Genomic DNA, 16854 nt, shown 5'->3' with positions numbered 1-16854 from the left:
GACCCCGGCACGCACGGCGCGCGCCCGCACCTGTGGAGAGCGCTACCGGCGCACGAGCGAGGCGGGGTTCAGCCGGGCGAGCAGCGGCCGCAGCCGCCTGCCGCCCTCGTCGCGCGCGGCGAGCACCGCGGCGCTCAGCGACCAGGCCGCGTCGATCTCGGGCTCGGTCGGCGGCTGCGCGGCGAACACGGCGCGGTCGACCCGGTGCGCGAGCTCGCGCATGCGGGGATCCGCCCCCGCCTGCTCGACGCGCGTGCCCTCGGCCTCGGCGAGCTCTCCGCGGTCGCGCAGCCCGTCGACGACCTCGGCCCACGCGCCCACCGCGCGGTCGCGCGGCTCGTCGGCGCGCCGTCGCCGACGTCGGCGCACGATCTTCGCGACGATGAGTCCGACCGGCAGCGCGGCGATGAGCGCGAGCATGCCGAGCACCGCCGCGATCGCGGCGAGCGTCTCGAGCAGGCGCGACAGGCCCGCACCGGTGTCCTCCGGCGCGCTCGGCGCGGCCGGGTCCGCGCCCTGCTCCTGCCCGCCCGGCGCCGGGGCGGGCGCCTGCTGCGCGGGCGGCTCCTCCACCACCGCGGGCGCGCCCTGCTCCTGCTCCGGGATCGGTCGCTCCTCGGGCACGACGTCGACGCCCACCCAGCCGGCCTCCGTGCGCACCTCGATCCACGCATCCGCGTCCGACCCGACGGCCGTCGTCGGCTGGCCGGGCACGATCTCTGGCGTGAAGCCGAGCACGACGCGCGAGTCGAAGCCGAGCTGGCGCGCCAGCAGCATCGCGGCGGTCGCGTACTGCTCGGCGTCGCCGATCATCGTCTCGTCGAAGAGCCGGTCGAGCCGCTCGAGCGAGTGCCCGGGGCGCGAGGGCGCCTCCTCCTCGAGCACGCCGTGGCTCACGTAGCCGTCGGCCCGCAGGCCCTCGACCATCGCCTGGAGGCGCGCGCCCGGCGCGGCGGCGTCGCCCGTCCACGCCGCGAGCGCGGCGAGCATGTCGTCGGGCAGCGCCGGCACGCCCTGCACCGGGTCGGCGGGCTCGAGCGCCGCGAGCGCCTCGGCGCCGACGACCGCCGGGCCCGGCTGCACGAGCAGCTGGTAGCCGTCGCCCGACCGGATGCCGGGCTCGACCAGCACCGCGTCGAGCGCCTCGTCGCGGTGCAGGCCGGCGGCGAGCACGTCGGAGCGCTCGCCGACGAATCGGATCGCCGACGGCGTGCCGACGACCGGCAGCCACTGGCTCGCGAGCTGCCCGACCGTGACGCCGACCAGCCGGCCCTCGCCCTCCTCGGCGCTCGCGACGCGCTCGAACTCGGCGCGCGCGACGCCCAGCACCTCGCCGTCGTAGCGGTCGAGCACGGCGAGGCGGATGCGGTCGCCGGCCTCGAGCCCGGTGGCGGTGAGCTGTCCGGCGTCGCGCGCCTCGGCCTCCCAGAAGCCGCGGTAGGCGGCCATCGGCGACGCGCCGTCGAGCGTCACCGACGTGGGGCTGTCGCCGCGCAGCACGATGCGCTCCGGCAGGTCGGCGACCGCGCCGGCCGCGCCCGCCGCCCCGGCTGCGAGCAGGGCGACGACGGTGCCCGCGCCGACGCGGCGCGCGAGGGAGGACAGCGCGCGGGGTGCCCGGCTGCGCCGACGCGCCTGGCGGACGACCGTGACGTACGCGATGAGCGGGGCGAGCGTCACGAGCGCCGAGAGCCAGGGCAGCGGCAGGTCTCGGGGCCCCCAGAGGATGCTCCAGGTCGCGATCGCGGAGGGCACGAGCACCGCCACCTCGGCGCGCGGCGAGCGCAGCGCGATCGCGACGCCGATGATCGCGCCGAAGAGCACGAGGAGCACCGGCGCCATGAGCAGCGCGTCGTCGGTGCCGACGGGCAGCCCGATGGTCAGCAGCCGTCGCCACGAGAGCACGACGGCCGCCCCCGCGTCGAGCAGCGCCGGCGCCCACTCGCCGCGCGCGATGCGCTGCGGGGCGGTGAGCGGCACGGCGAGCAGCGCGAGCGCGCCGAGCCCGGTGAGCAGCATCGACAGCGAGGTCCAGCGGCGCACGGCGCCGAGCCAGGCGATGGCGGTGCCGACGAGCAGCGCGACCGAGAGCGCCACGACGAGCTGCAGGGTGCCGAAGATCCACCACATCGGCAGGCACGCGGCGACCATGGCGAGCAGCAGCAGCCCGACGCTCGGGGCGCGCGCGATCATCGGGTGCCGCCAGCGGAGCCCATGCCGCGCGAGAGGTCCTCGATCGCGCCGACCGTGACCACGTCGGCGTCGCCGAGCCGCGCGCGCGACGGCAGCGCGCCGACCGCGGCCCGCACGACGACCGAGACGACGCCCGCGGGCATGCCGTTCGCCGCGGTGCGGAGCGTGCGCGGCGGCACGGTGGAGCCGGTGATGAGCCACGCGACGCTGCCGGCCGCGGCGCCACGCGAGGCGCGCGCCGCCTGGGCGATGCCGTGGCCGCTGCGCGGCTCGAGCACCGCGAGCGCGTCGAGCAGGCGCTCGCGGGTGGCCGAGTCGACCGGCTGCGCCGGTCCGCGCTCGGTGCGCGGGCTCTCGACGACCCGGAGCGCGCGCCGGTCGGCCATCGCCGCGAGGCCGAGCGTGCCCACGAGCGACAGCGCGAGCTCGAAGTCGTCGCCGTCGTACTCGGCGGGGTCGGTGGAGAGCACGATGAGGGTGTCGGCGCGGCGCGACGGCTCGAACTGCCGCACGAGCAGCGCCCCGTGGCGGGCGCTCGAGCGCCAGTGCACGAGCCGTCGGTCGTCGCCCGGCGCGTACTCGCGCAGGCTGTGGAACGAGACGTCGTCGGCGGTGCGCTCCGCGGCCGCCTCGCCGTCGAGGTCGCGCACGATGCCGCCCGCGCCGCCCGGCAGCCGCACGACGCGCGGGTGCACGACGAGCGTGCGCGTCTCGGTCAGCCGGTGCCGGCGCTCGAGCACGCCGAAGGGGTCGGTGCGCATGATCGTCGCCGGGCCGATGGAGCGCAGCCCGCGCCTGCTCGTGTCGAGCGGCACGCTGCGCAGCACCCGGCCGCCGACCTCGAGCGGCGGGATCTCGAGCACCGCCTCCTCGTCGCCGATGTCGAGGTCGACCTGCCGCGGCGTCGCCGCGCGGGTCGGGCGGGACACCTCGACGAGCGCGAGCGCCTCGGTGCCGACCGGCACGCGCTCGGCGCTCAGCCCGATGCGGGCGCGCGCCCAGCGCTCGCCGACGATCCACGGGATGGCGCCGAGCACGAGCACCGCAGCCGCGACGGCGGCGACGAGCGCCTCCGTCCAGCCGAGCGAGCGCGCGAGCACGACGCCCATCGCGACGGTCGCCAGCAGCGCCCACCCCCACGGGGTGATCGCTCGCGTGGCGGCGTCGAGCCAGCGCACGTCAGCGCCTGGGCGGCGCCACCGTGAGCATGAGCTGCTGCACGATGCTCTCGGGCCGGACGTCGTCGAACTCGGCCTCGGGCTGCAGCACGAGCCGGTGCGCGAGCGCCGGCACCGTGAGCGCCTTCACGTCGTCCGGCGTCACGTAGTCGCGGCCGTGGATGGCCGCCCATGCCCGCGACGTGCGCACGAGCGCGAGCGCGCCGCGCACGGAGACCCCCAGCCGCACCTCGTCGGCCTCGCGCGTCGCCTCGACGAGCCGCGCCACGTAGTCGACGATCGACGCCTCGACGTGGACCTGCCGGATCCGGGCCGCCATCTCCTGCACGGCCCGCGCATCCGCCACCGCCACGATCTCGTCGGGCGACTGCTCGTCGCCCGAGTCGGCGAGGATGCGCAGCGTCGACGCGTGGTCGGGGTAGCCGATCGACGCCTTGAGCGCGAAGCGGTCGAGCTGCGCCTCGGGCAGCTGGTAGGTGCCCGCGTGCTCGATGGGGTTCTGCGTCGCGATCACCATGAACGGCTGCGGCACCGGGTGCGTGATGCCGCCGACGGTGACCCGGCCCTCCTGCATGACCTCGAGCAGCGCCGACTGCGTCTTCGGGCTCGCACGGTTGATCTCGTCGGCGAGCACGACGTTCGCGAACACCGGACCCGGGCGGTACTCGAAGTCGCGCGTGCCCTGGTTCCAGATGCTGACGCCGGTGATGTCGCCGGGCAGCAGGTCGGGGGTGAACTGGATGCGGCTCGCGGTGCCGTGGATGCACGCGGCGAGCGCGCGGGCGAGCGACGTCTTGCCCGTGCCCGGGTTGTCCTCGATGAGCAGGTGGCCGTGGCTGAGCATGGCGGTGAGCGCGAGCTGCACCACGTGCGGCTTGCCCACCAGCACCCGCTCGACGCGCTCGACGACGTGCTCCGCCAGCTCCTGGATGCTCGCGACGTCGACGCTCACGGCAGGCTCCTCACTCTTGATCACAGCCCGCATCCCGCCACGGTCGGCACGGGGTCCCTGTGGGGCCCGGACTCCAGATAGGTTACGACGCCCGTGGCCCGCACCCGCGTCGCCCCGGCGGGCACGCGCTGGCTCGCGGGCTGCTCCGCCGTCCACGCGCCGTCGACGAGGTACGAGGCGACGACGCTGCCGCGCGCCGACAGCGTCGCGTTCTGGGGCGCCGTCGCCTCGAGCGGCACGAGCGGCCGGCAGGCGGTGACGATCGCGCTCAGGCTCAGCGGCATCGCGCTGCCGACGGTCGTGGGCGCCGAGCACACCGAGCCGGAGCCGGCGCCCGACGGCGCGCACGCGCGCAGCTCGACGCTCGCGTCGCGGCCGTAGACGAACGAGGTGGTGGTGGGCGTGAGCCACGCGCCCTGCGCCACCTGGCGCCAGCCGGGCTCGGTGGCCTGCGGCGACTGGCGCACGCGCGCCTCGATCCACTGCCCCTCCGGCACGGCGGGCGCGCGGGTGAGCTGCAGGTCGCGCGCGTCGTCGCGCACCTGCGCGTCGCCCGAGGCGACCTCGACCTGGGAGGCGTCGATCGGCGCCGGCGTGCCGAAGACGGGATCGGAGACCGACACCGAGCAGTGCCAGCCGTTGTCGGCGGTGACCGCGACGACGACCCGCGAGCCCTGGGCGACCGAGAGCGTGGCGCTCAGCTGCGCGCTGCCGGCGGGCGTGCCCGTGCCGGTGCTCGCGCAGTCGAGGGACGCGGCGTCGGCGACCGGCACGATCCGCGCGGTGTAGCCGACCGCGGCGGCGCCGCCGGCGTCGACGGCCGACCAGCGCACGGTGACCGAGCCGCCGGAGCGTCCGGTGATGAGCACCGGCGCGGTGCCGGGCTCCCCCACCGCCGTGATGGGCACCGGCGCGGCGGGCCAGCGCCACGCGGCGTCGGGCACGCCCGCGTCGTTCGTCGCGGCCACCTCGACCGCGTACGCGCGGCCGGGCGTGAGATCGGGCACCGTCACGGTGCGCTCGGCGGCGCCGACGCGGATGACCTGGTCGACGCCGCTGCCCGTGATGCGCACGAGGTAGGCCTCGATGGGCGTGCCGCCCTGCGGCTGCGCGACCCCCTGCCACTGCACGCGCACGGCGCCGGGCTGCGCGGCCGGGGTCGCCTTGATGCGCGGCACGGCCGCGGGCAGCCGGTCGGCGTGCACGGGCTCGGAGGGGGCGGATGCCTCGCTCGCGCCGAGCGCGTTCGTCGCGATCGCGCGCAGCCGCACGTCGCGGCCGAGCGGCAGCCCGTCGATGCGGCAGCGCGGCTCCGCGCCGCACGCGACGTCGACGCCGTCGCCGACGATCCGGTACCCCGTCACGGGGCTGCCGTTCGCCGCCGGGGGCTCGATGGTCATGAACACCACGCCGTCGACGTGCTCGTCGAACGCCTGCACGGGCGGCGCCGGCGCATCCGGCACGTCCTGCACGGTCACGGTGATGGGGCTCCACACGCCGCGGCGGGGGTCGCCGGTGGCGTCGAGCACGAGCACCTGCACGATGGTCGCGCCGATCGAGGCTCCCGCGCCGACCGAGATCGTCACCGTGCCGCCGTCGAGGCTCGCCTCGACGCCGCGCTCGGCGGCGCCTGGGGTGCGGAGGTCGCCGAGCCGCAGCGGCGTGCCGGGGAAGGGGTTCGACGACTCGTCGTTGGCGAGCGGCGCCACCTGCGCGCTCGAGCCGCGCTGCACCGTCACCTCGTCGGGCAGCGGCGCCACCCGCGGAGCGGTCGACGAGATCACCGAGAGCACGATGCCGCCCGGCACGCCCTCCCCGGCGCCGTCGCTCACGCCGAGCTGCAGCTCGGCCGTGGTGCCGGCCGGCGTGGTCTCGAGCGCGCGCACCGTCAGCTCGGCGCCCGACACCGAGGTCTCGAAACCGGCGGGCACGTCGCCGAGCACCTCCCAGGCGGCGCCGTCGAGGCGGTCCGGGTCGGGCGCGCGGGTGATGCGGGTCAGGTCGATGACGCGCTCGGTGCCGGGCTCGAGCTGCACGTACGCCCCCTGCACCGTGAGCGGCACGTCGTCGCCCGCGAGCACCTCGATCGGCAGCACGATCGTGCCGACCCGCCCGTCCGGATCGGTCGGGCTGTCGCCGTCGGTGACCTCGAAGGTGATGCTCGCCGGCCCGTAGTAGCCCGGCGGCGGCACGAAGCGCAGCGTGCGCTCGTCGATCACCGGGTTGGAGCCGTCCGTCGGCGACGCGCGCACGGCGCTCGCGTCGGTGAGCACCGCGCCGTCGCCGTCGACGGTGTCGACCACGTCGTCGATCGCGATCTCGAGCGTCTCGCCGGAGCGCACCGACAGCGGCGCCACACCGGGCCGCAGCTGCGGCAGGGCGTCGAGCCTGCCGGGCACCGCGATGATGCCGGTCGCGACGGCGGAGGGGTCGTCGGTGCGCACGACCGTGAACGGCACGAACCGCGTGCGCTCGCCGACGGGGATCTCGACGGTGCCGTCCTCGCGCAGCTCGACGCCGGCGGCCGCCATCGGCAGGGTCGCCTCGAGCACGTCGGAGCGCCCATCGCGCACGCTCGCGTACGCGAGCGGATCGATGCGCACGGCGTCGGCGTCGGCGATCGACTGGATGGCCACCTGCACGTCCTCGACGTCGGGCGGCGGCGGCGGCGCGGCCGGGTCGACCTCCACGCGCAGCCAGCTCGCCGCGGACGTGCCGGCGGAGTTCTCGACCGTGACGACGATGCCGATGTCGGCGCTGTCGGGGCCGGCTGCGACGTGCACCGCGCCGTCGCGCACCTCGGCGGAGGCGCCCGGCGAGGCCGTGTCGACCCCGACGATCTCGAGCGGCAGCCCGGCCGGGTCGCGGTCGTTACCGAGCACCGGCACGACGAGCGTCGAGTCGGGGCGCATGACGGCCTCGTCGGCGCCGAGCACCGGCGGCAGCGCGGGCGACGGCTCGACCACGGCGACGCGCACGACCCCCTCGCCCACCGCGCCCAGGTCGTCGACGACGCGGTAGCGGAACTCGTCCGTCCCCGCCGAGTAGTCGCCCGCCTGGTAGCGCAGCGTCGACCGGCCGGCCTGCGTCACGAAGCCGAGCGCGGGGGCCGTCGAGGGCCCGAGCAGCTGCACCGGGTCGCCGTTCGGGTCGGCGTTCGAGATCGGCAGCTCGAGGTCGACGCTCGAACCCGCGACGACGCGCGCCTCGACGGTCGGGGCCTCCGGCGCGGCGTTCGTCGTGCGCGCCGCGGCCGCGACCTGCAGGGCGATGTCGGCCGTGGCCGTCTGCCCGTCGGGCCCGCGGACCGCGTAGGTGGCCGTGAACGTGCCCGGCTCCTCGCCGGCGACGTAGCGCATCCGGTCGCCGTCGACGAAGAGCAGGCCCGCCTCCGGCGTCGCCACCACCTGCGGCTCGAGCGCGATGGCGAGGCCGTCCGGATGCTCGTCGTTCACGAGCACCGGGATCTCGACCAGCCCGCCCGGCCGCACCGAGACCGCGTCGTCGCGGGCGATGGGCGCCTGCACCGAGGCGCCGCCGGCGGCCGAGATGCGCAGCTCCCCCGCGGAGCTCTGGATGCCGTTGGTGACGGTGTACCGCACCGTCGCCTCGCCCTCGAGCTCGTCGGCCAGGCCGAGGCGCAGCCGCTCGCCGTCGATGACCTCCGCGCGCACCGCGTCGGAGCCGCTCGAGGCGAGCGAGAGCGCGACCACACCGCCCGAGGGGTCGAACGCGAGGTCGTCGACGTCGAGCTCGACGGAGCCGATCGAGGGCAGCGCGGCGCGCGAGGGCATCGTGACGGGCGGCGAGGAGGCGTCGGCGCCCTCGAGCACCCGCACCGCCACGAGCCCGTCCTGCGTGGTCGTGCCGTCGGAGACGACGTAGGTGAAGCGCAGCAGGCCGGGCTCGGTGGGCGTGACCGCGATGGTGCCCTCGGTGAGGCTCGGCTCCACGGGCAGGCCGCTCGCGACCACGTTGTGCAGGCTCAGCTCGCCCGAGCCGCCCTGCGCCGCGAGCAGCGGCTCGAGCACGAGCTGCTGGCCGACGCGCGTGACGGCCGTCACGGGCTGCGCGCTGATCGGCACGGCGCCGGCGTGCACGGTGAGCGCGATGGGCGCGGTCGCGGTGGTGCGCCCGTCGGTGACGGTCACCTGCACCTCGCGCTGCGCGCCCGCGCCCCCGTCGCGGAACTCGAGCCTGCCGTCGGCGCGCACGCTCACGCGGTCGGGCGCCGCGGCCGTCGCCTCGACGACCGCGAGCTGGTCGCCGTCGGGGTCGAGCCAGCCGTCGAGGGCGTCGAGCACGACCGTGCCGCCGGCCTCGAGCGTCGCCTGCGCCGGCCGCACGAGCTCGGGCGGCTCGTTGCCCGAGCGGATGCTGACGGTCGCGACGGCCTCGTCGCCGGCGGTGCCGTCGGAGATCCGGTAGGCGATCTGCACGCCCCCCTCCTCCGGCGCCTCGAGGCGGATGCCGCGACCGTCGGGGGTGATCGAGGCGGGGATCACGTCGGGCGTCGCGGTGACATCGGTGATCACGATCGGGTCGCCGTTCGCATCGCTGTCGTTGAGCAGCACGGGCAGCACCGTGACGGCGCCGGGGCGGGCGCCGAGCTCGTCGTCCTCGGCGACCGGGGGCGCCGGGGCCGCCTCGACCGTCTCCTCGACCGTCTCGCCCTCGGTCGGCTGCTCGGGGGTCGGCTCGTCGCTCTCGACCTGCCACCCCTCGATGCGCTCGCCGTCGCGGTCGATCGCCCACGCGTCGCCGCTCGCGGGATCGACGAGCGCCGTCGCGCTGCCGCGCTGCACGATGCGGAGGTCGGCCTCGGCGCCGACGCCGTCGAGGCCGAGCACGACCGGCTCCTGGCCGTCGCAGGCGCGCCAGGCCGTGCCGTCCCGCCAGGCCGAGAACACGCATCCGTCGGACACCACCGGCCGCGCCGCTCGGCCGCTCGCCCCGGAGGCGAGCACCTCGGAGGACTGCACGCCGAGCACCTGCTGCACGAGCGTGCCGTCGGCGGCGTACAGCACCTCGGGCGCCGCGGGTCCCGGCTGCTGCAGCCGCACCCCGCTCGCGTCGACCGACGTCTGCCACGTGCTCGTCGAGAGCACGCCGGAGCCGGCGTCGTAGAGCACCCAGTCGTCGCCGAGCGCCGTGAGCTGCAGGTCGGGCGCCGAGGGCGACACGGGCGCGCGCTCGGTCGCGACGACCTCGCCCGCGCTGTCGATGCGCAGCACCCGGCCGAGGCCCGGCGAGGCGGCGAGCACGCTGCGCTCGCCGAGCACGGCGACGCCGCCGCGGCCGAGCGCCACGACCTCCTCCTCGAGCCGCGCGCCCTCGGCGACCGCGCCGACCGTCGTGCGCCACACGTCGCCGGTGGAGGACGAGGTGATGAGGATGCGGTCGTCGCGCACGTGCACGTCGGCGCCCGAGGCGATCGGCACGGCCGCGCCCGCGCGGGTGGCGCCGTCGCGGACGACCCGGATGGTCGAGGCGTCGCGGTCGACGATGACGGTGCCGCTCGTCGCCTGGTGGGCCTCGTGCACGCCGCCGACGTCGACCACGCGCTCGATGGTCGCGTTCGCGGTGTTCGCGAGGCCGATCGCGCCGGCCTCGCCGTCGGCGATCCACACGCTCGAGCCGTCGAGCTGCGGCTCCACGGCGGCGTAGCCGGGGCTCAGCACCGCTCCCGCGACGACACCGGCGACGAGGAGCGTGCCGAGCGCGGCGCCCGCGGTGCCGCGCTTCACGGCAGCGGCTCCCCGCAGGCCTCGGTCGCCTCGCCGGTCGCGCCGTCGCGGTTGACCGCGACCTCGATGCACAGCTCCTCGCCCGGCTCGCCGGTGAGGGTGAACTCGCGCCCGCCCTGGATGAGGGCGTCGCCCGTGGACGTGCGCACGTGGTACGTGTCGGTGTCGACGAGGCCCGGGTCCTCCCAGCTGAACGACACCCGGCCCGAGTCGGGCGCGACGGCGATCTCGGCGACGAGCGGGATCTGCGACGACACGCTCGACAGCGCGATCGCGGCGATCGCGACGATGCCGAGCACGACCGCGCTCGCGACGGCGATGCCGAGGCCGATGGCGAAGCGCTTGGGCTTCTGCGGCTCGCGCCGGCCCGTCGACTGCGAGATGTCGACCCGGCTGCCCGTGATGCCCGCCGACCGACGGGAGCGGCGCTGGCGCAGCCGCAGCGCATCCGAGTCCTCGTCGATGCCCGCGTCGGGCGCGGGCGCCTCGGCTGCCCACGCGTCGATCTCGACCTCGATCGGCGTCTCCTCGAAGCCGAGCTCGCGCTGCACGGCCTGCAGGTCGACGAGCAGGTCCTCGACGCGCGCGTAGCGGTCGGAGGGCTTGGCGGCGAGGCCCTTGTCGAGCACGCGCCGCAGCGGCGCCGGGATGGCGCGCGACGGCAGCAGGTCGTGGGCCAGGATCCGCTCGGTGAGCGCCGCGTGGTCGTTGGCGCGCCCCGGGTGCTCGGCGGGGCTGCGGCCGGCGATGAGCGAGAAGATCGTGGCGGCGAGCGACCAGACCTCGGTCGCCACGGTGCCGCCCGTCTCGCCGCGGAGCACCTCGGGCGCCGCCCACGGCACCGAGACGCCGGCGGCCTCGGTCGCGTCGTGCTGGAGGCCGGCGATGCCGAAGTCGCTGAGCACCGGGTGGCCGAAGGCCGTGCTGAGGATGTTGGCGGGCTTGATGTCGCGGTGCAGCACGCCCGCGCGGTGGGCGGTCTCGACGGCCGCGCCGATGCGGATCGCGACGCGCAGCGCCGCCTCGGGCTGGAGCGGCTCGGAGCGGAACCGCTCGCCGAGCTCGGGGTTCGCGAGCTCCATCACGAGGTAGGGGCGGCCGTCGCTCGCGACGGATGCGCTGTGGACGGTGAGGATGCCGGGGTGCGCCGAGAGGCGGCCCATGAGGTTGACCTCGCTGCGGAACGAGCGGCGGACGTCCTCGTCGACGAGCTCGGCGAGCAGCACCTTGACGGCGACGGGCCGGCGCGGGAGCGCCTGCTCGTAGAGGAAGACATCGGCGTACCCGCCCGTGCCGAGCACGTGGAGGTGCGAGAAGCCGGGCAGGACCGGCGGCGCGGAGGGGAGCCGCCTCGCCATCAGGCCCGCCGCGTCTCCTCGTCGCGCAGCGTCGTCCGCGGCACGGTGCGGTCGACGTCGTCGACCGAGGGCGCCTTCGTGACGTCGACGACGATGACCGAGACGTTGTCGCGGCCGCCGCTGTCGAGCGCGGCGCTGACGAGCGCGTTCGCGGCTGCCGCCGGCTCCGCGTGCTCCCAGAGCAGGCGCTCGATCTCGATGTCGGGCACCTCCTTCGTGAGGCCGTCGGAGCAGACGAGCAGGCGCAGCTGCGGCATGATCGGCAGCAGGAAGTAGTCGGGCACCGGGTCGATGCCGGCGCCGACGCCGCGCGTGACGACGTTGGCCTCGGGGTGCGTCTCGGCCTCCTCCTCGGTGAGGAGCCCGGCGTCGATGAGCTCCTGCACGACGGAGTGGTCGATGGTGATGCGCGTCAGCCGCTCGCCGAGCATCGCGTACGTGCGCGAGTCGCCGACGTTGAAGACCGCGAAGTGCGGCGCGCCCTCGTGCATCGCGAACGCGCAGCCGGTGACGGTGGTGCCCGCGGCGCCCTCGCCCTCGCCGAGCTTCTCGATCTCGTCGGTCGCGCGGCGGAGCGCCTCGACGACGTCGATCGGCTCGACGCTCTCGAGCGTCGAGAGCGTGCCGAGCTGCTCGACGACGGCTCGGCTCGCGAGGTCGCCGTGCGAGTGGCCGCCCATGCCGTCGGCCACCGCGAACACGGGCGGCTGCGTCACGAGCGAGTCCTCGTTGTGCTGGCGGCGGAAGCCGGTGTCGGTCATCCCCGCCCAGCGCACGGCGAACTGCCGGGCCTCCGGCCCCTGGGTGGCGTGCTCGCCGGTCGCAGCTCCGATGTGGGTCACGTCCTCCAGTCTCCCATGCTCGGCCGGTGACTCTCGCACCGCGCGGTCACAGCCGCCCCTTGAGGATGCGGTGCCAGTACACCTTCGGCAGGCCGTAGCGGTCGAGCAGGTGCCAGACGAGCCTCGACCGGATCTCGTCGGGCACGGGCAGCGAGCGCCGCACCCGCAGCGCGCGGTCGTACTCGCCGAAGGAGAGGCTGCGCCGCGCGGTGGCGATCGGCGCCACTGTGTAGCCGTCGTAGCGCTCGAGCGGCTGACCGGCGCGGCTGCGGCGGATGTTCTCGACCACCGTCTTCACCTGCTCGCGGAGCGCGCCGCCGGTGCGGGCGTCCCCGAGGTCGGCGCCGTCGCCGACGGCCCACACGCGCGGGTGGCGGCGGTGCCGGAGCGTCTCGGGATCGACCGCGGCGAAGCCGCCGGAGCTCGCGTCGTCGAGCCCCGACTCGGCGAGGAAGGCGGGCGCCGCGTAGGGCGGGTGCAGGTGCAGCAGATCGGCCTGCAGCGTCGTCTCCCCCGCGGGCCCCTCGAGCTCGACGGCGTCGCCGCCGATGCTGCGGATGCGCGTGCCGAGCCGCACGTCGATGCCGTAGTCGTCGAGGTGGCGGCGGATCTCCGCCTCGATCGCGGCGACCGGGTGCAGGCGCACGCCCTCGTGCACGAGCACCACCTCGATGCGGTCGAGCACGCCGCGGGCGCGCCAGCGGTCGCACGAGATGAGCAGCGGCTTGAACGCGGTCTCGCGGCCCGAGGCGGGCTGCTCGTGCACCTGGAAGACGGCGCGGCCGCGGTCGAGGGCGTCGAGGCGCTGCCTCGTGCGGGGCAGCTGGTCGTCGACGAAGGTCGTGACGGCCGTGCCCTCGGCGAGCGCGCGCTCGGCGCCGGGCAGGCGCGACCAGTCGATGCGGGCGCCGGGCGCGACGATGAGGTCGGCGCCGCGCACCTCGGTGCCGTCGGCGCAGCGCACCGCACGGCGCTCGGCGTCGACGGCGACCGCGGCGCTGCGGTACCAGCGCACGCCGTCGGGGATGAGCGACGCCTGCGGCCGGGAGAGCTCGCGCTGGGATGCGATGCCGGTGCCCACGTAGTGCTGCAGCGGCTTGTAGACGTGCTGCTCGGCCGGCTCGATCAGCGCCACGTCGCGGCAGCCGCGCCGCAGCAGGTGCGCCGCGGCGGAGAGCCCGCCGTTGCCGCCGCCGATGATGAGGACGTCATGCCGCTGCTCGCTCGCCATGCCGCGACGCTACTCCGGGTCGGCTGGGCGCAGCACCCAGTCGGGTGCGCCCTTGGCGTCGACGATGTCGCGCAGCAGCGGGGCCATCGTGAGCGTCGGGTCGATCGCCATCGCGAGCTCGGCGCAGCGGCCGGCCGTGCGGCCCCGGCCCGCGAAGAAGTGCAGGAAGCCGACGATGACGAGCACCGGGGCGCGCAGCTCGAGCGGGGCGGCCTCGGCGATCGCGCTCCAGCGGCGCAGCCGGTCGAGCAGGCGCGCGGCGTCGGGCGCCGGGCCGGTGCCGAGGAAGCGGGCCGCGGCGGCATCGCCCGCGACGTCGCCGTCGCGGTCGAGCGCGGCGAGCGTGGCCCGCGCCGCGTCGACGCCGTCGAGCGCGAGCTCGATGGCGAGGTCGCGCACGGGCGGGCTCCAGACGAGGCCGATCGCGAGCGCGGCGGCCCTCGCCGGGTCGACGCCGAGCGCGCCCGGCCCGCTGCCGAGCCCGGGCGCGAGCTCGACGGCGAGCTCGAGCGCGGCGATCGGGTCGTCGCGCGCGGCATCGACCTCGGCGACGCCGAGCGCGTCGATCCAGCCGAGCACCGCGGCGATCGAGCGGTCGTCGCCCGTCTCCGGAGCGCCGGGGATCGGTGCCGGCAGCGGCACGCCGGGCGCCGGGTCGTCGAGCAGGTCGAGCTCGGCGAGCGGGCCCCTCGCCGCATCCGGCGCCGCGTAGTCGCCCCACGAGTCGGGACCGAGCGCGAGCGCGTCGAGCACGCGGAGGCCGGCGCGCTCGAGCCGCTCGGCCACGCGCGCGAGCTCGAGCCGCCGCGGCAGCGCACCGGTTCCGAGCGGGTCGGCGAGGCATGCGACGAGCACGACTGCGTCGGCGCCGCGCGCACCGCCGCGGACCGCCCGCGCGGTCGCGGCGACCGCGCTGCGATCCGGCAGGTCGAGCACCATCGGCATGCCGGAGCGCCCGCCGGCGAACGGCAGCGCGACGAGGCACGGGGGCTCAGGGGCGCCGACGAGGTGCGGCAGCAGGCGGAGCAGGGACTGCGGGGTGCGGATGCGGACGGTCTCCATGGCGGGACAGTGCGGCATGGGCCAGGCAGCGCGCGCCGCCGGCCGACGACCCTGTGGAGAAGCACCGTGCGCAGCCCCTTGCGCTATACCCCCCAGGGGTATATGGTGCGCGCATGAGCGGGACGCAGGGGAACCACCAGCATCACGACCACGGCCAGGGCCACGAGCACGGGCAGGACCACGGGCAGCACGGCGCGACCCCGGCCGTCACCGCCGAGCACGCGGGCCACGCCGTGCAGCCGGCGCACGCCGGCCACGGCGACCACACCCAGGGCCACAGCGAGGGCCACGCCGACGGCCACATGGGGCACGCCGGCCACGGCGACCACGTCGCCACCTACCGGCGGCTCTTCTGGGCGATGCTCGTGCTCGCGGTGCCGACCGTGCTGCTGAGCGGCATGTTCGCGATGATCGTCGGCTACGACCTGCCCGACTGGCCGTGGCTCGCCTGGGTCTCGCCGCTGCTCGGCACCATCATGTACGTGGTCGGCGGGCGGCCCTTCCTCACCGGCGCCGTCGAGGAGCTCCGCGCGCGGAAGCCCGGGATGATGCTGCTCATCGGCCTCGCGATCACCGTGGCCTTCGTCGCGTCCTGGGCGGCCACGCTCGGCATCGCCGACCACCAGCTCGACTTCTGGTGGGAGCTCGCGCTGCTCGTCGCCATCATGCTGCTCGGCCACTGGCTCGAGATGCGCTCGCTCGCGCAGACCTCCTCCGCGCTCGACTCGCTCGCGGCGCTCCTCCCCGACGAGGCCGAGCGCGAGGTCGACGGCGGCACCGAGCGCGTCGCCCCCGATGCGCTGCGCGTCGGCGACGTGATCGTCGTGCGCCCCGGCGCCCGCGTGCCCGCCGACGGCGCGATCGTCGGCGGCGCCGCGAGCTTCGACGAGTCGATGATCACGGGCGAGTCCCGGCCGGTCGAGCGCGGCGTGGGCGACCGCGTCGTCGCCGGCACGGTCGCGACCGACTCCGGCGTGCGGGTCGAGGTCGACGCGACCGGCGACGAGACCGCGCTCGCCGGCATCCGCCGCCTCGTCGCCGAGGCGCAGGCCTCGTCGTCGCGTGCGCAGCGGCTCGCCGACCGCGCGGCCGGCTGGCTGTTCTGGTTCGCGCTCGCCGCGGCGGCGATCACCGCGGTCGTCTGGTCGGTCGCGGGCATGCCCGACGACGCGGTCGTGCGCGCGGTCACCGTGCTCGTGATCGCCTGCCCGCACGCGCTCGGCCTCGCGATCCCGCTCGTCGTGTCGATCGCCACCGAGCGCGCGGCGCGCGGCGGCGTGCTGATCGCCGACCGGCTCGCGCTCGAGACGATGCGCCGCGTCGACGTCGTGCTGTTCGACAAGACGGGCACCCTCACCGCCGGCGAGCCCGCGGTCGTCGAGGCGCACGCGGTCGACGGCGACGTCGACCGGCTGCTGCGGCTCGCGGCCGCCGCAGAGTCGCAGAGCGAGCACCCGCTGGCCCGGGCGATCGTGCGCGCGGCCGAGCACGGCGCGCTCGACGTGCCCGGCGCATCCGACTTCACCTCCTCCCCCGCCGTCGGCGTCACCGCCGCGGTCGAGGGCAGCACGGTGCGGGTCGGCGGCCCGCACATGCTGCAGGAGGAGGGCGCCGACGAGCTACCCGAGGTCGAGCCGTGGCGGGATGCCGGCGCGATCATCCTCCACGTCGTCGTCGACGGCCGGGTCGCCGGTGCGCTGCGGCTCGCCGACGAGATCCGGGCGGAGTCGCGGCAGGCGGTGGATGCGCTCCACCGGCGGGGCATCCAGGTCGCGATGGTCACGGGCGACGCCGACGCCGTCGCGCAGGCGGTCGCGGCGGAGCTCGGCATCGACCGCGTCGCCGCCAACGTGCGCCCAGAGCACAAGGAGCGCGAGGTGGCGCGGCTGCAGCAGGAGGGGCGCACCGTCGCGTTCGTGGGCGACGGCGTCAACGACGCGCCCGCGCTCGCGCGCGCCGACGTGGGCCTCGCGATCGGCGCCGGCACCGACGTGGCGATCGCCTCGGCCGACGTGATCCTCGCGAGCTCCGACCCGCGCAGCGTGCTCTCGGTGGTGGAGCTCTCGACCGCGAGCGCCCGCAAGATGGTGCAGAACCTGTGGTGGGCGGCGGGCTACAACCTCATCTCGGTGCCGCTGGCCGCGGGCGTGCTCGCGCCGCTCGGCTTCGTGCTGCCGATGTCGGTCGGCGCCGTGCTCATGTCGCTGTCGACGATCGTCGTGGCGTTCAACGCGCAGCTGCTGCGGCGGCTCGACCTCGACCCGGCAGCCAGCGCCGCTCGATAGCGTGTC

General features: G+C 76.4%; 9 protein-coding genes. 1 reads left to right on the top strand and 8 read right to left on the bottom strand.

Going from position 1 to position 16854, the window contains the following annotated elements:
* Positions 1 to 42: 42 nt before the first annotated feature.
* From MU522_RS08925 to MU522_RS08890, 8 genes are read right to left on the bottom strand one after another with little or no spacing between them, the layout of a single operon-like run.
* Positions 43 to 2193 (bottom strand): transglutaminase domain-containing protein, encoded by a 2151-nt coding sequence (locus tag MU522_RS08925; RefSeq protein ID WP_246990683.1) that lies wholly within the window; start codon positions 2191 to 2193, stop codon positions 43 to 45.
* Positions 2190 to 3371 (bottom strand): DUF58 domain-containing protein, encoded by a 1182-nt coding sequence (locus tag MU522_RS08920; RefSeq protein ID WP_246990682.1) that lies wholly within the window; start codon positions 3369 to 3371, stop codon positions 2190 to 2192. The genes MU522_RS08925 and MU522_RS08920 overlap by 4 nt, the downstream gene beginning before the upstream one ends.
* 1 nt (position 3372) lies before the next feature.
* Positions 3373 to 4323 carry a MoxR family ATPase gene (locus MU522_RS08915; RefSeq protein WP_246990681.1) on the bottom strand — a complete coding sequence of 317 codons (951 nt, stop codon included), beginning with the start codon at positions 4321 to 4323 and terminating at the stop codon, positions 3373 to 3375.
* A 20-nt stretch (positions 4324 to 4343) separates the two neighbouring features.
* Positions 4344 to 10070 carry an Ig-like domain-containing protein gene (locus MU522_RS08910; protein ID WP_246990680.1) on the bottom strand — a complete coding sequence of 1909 codons (5727 nt, stop codon included), beginning with the start codon at positions 10068 to 10070 and terminating at the stop codon, positions 4344 to 4346.
* A complete protein-coding gene (locus tag MU522_RS08905; protein WP_246990679.1) occupies positions 10067 to 11428 on the bottom strand; it encodes a serine/threonine-protein kinase in 1362 nt (453 codons plus the stop codon). Before MU522_RS08905 ends, MU522_RS08910 begins: the two co-directional genes overlap by 4 nt.
* Positions 11428 to 12270 carry a protein phosphatase 2C domain-containing protein gene (locus MU522_RS08900; protein ID WP_240671383.1) on the bottom strand — a complete coding sequence of 281 codons (843 nt, stop codon included), beginning with the start codon at positions 12268 to 12270 and terminating at the stop codon, positions 11428 to 11430. Before MU522_RS08900 ends, MU522_RS08905 begins: the two co-directional genes overlap by 1 nt.
* A 46-nt stretch (positions 12271 to 12316) precedes the next feature.
* A complete protein-coding gene (locus MU522_RS08895; RefSeq protein ID WP_246990678.1) occupies positions 12317 to 13501 on the bottom strand; it encodes an FAD-dependent oxidoreductase in 1185 nt (394 codons plus the stop codon).
* 9 nt (positions 13502 to 13510) lie between these two features.
* Complete coding sequence (locus MU522_RS08890; protein ID WP_246990677.1) at positions 13511 to 14563, bottom strand: DUF4192 domain-containing protein; 1053 nt, start codon at positions 14561 to 14563, stop codon at positions 13511 to 13513.
* A 302-nt stretch (positions 14564 to 14865) separates the two neighbouring features.
* Here MU522_RS08890 and MU522_RS08885 point away from each other — a divergent pair, with 302 nt between their 5' ends.
* Positions 14866 to 16848, top strand: a complete 1983-nt coding sequence (locus tag MU522_RS08885; RefSeq protein WP_246993496.1) for a heavy metal translocating P-type ATPase — start codon at positions 14866 to 14868, stop codon at positions 16846 to 16848.
* Positions 16849 to 16854: the final 6 nt, after the last annotated feature.

The organism is Agrococcus sp. SCSIO52902, assembly GCF_022983135.1.
GTDB classification, from domain to species: Bacteria; Actinomycetota; Actinomycetes; order Actinomycetales; family Microbacteriaceae; genus Agrococcus; species Agrococcus sediminis.
Note: the sequence above shows the minus strand (reverse complement) of the source record. Positions and strands in the feature narration are given on the sequence as shown.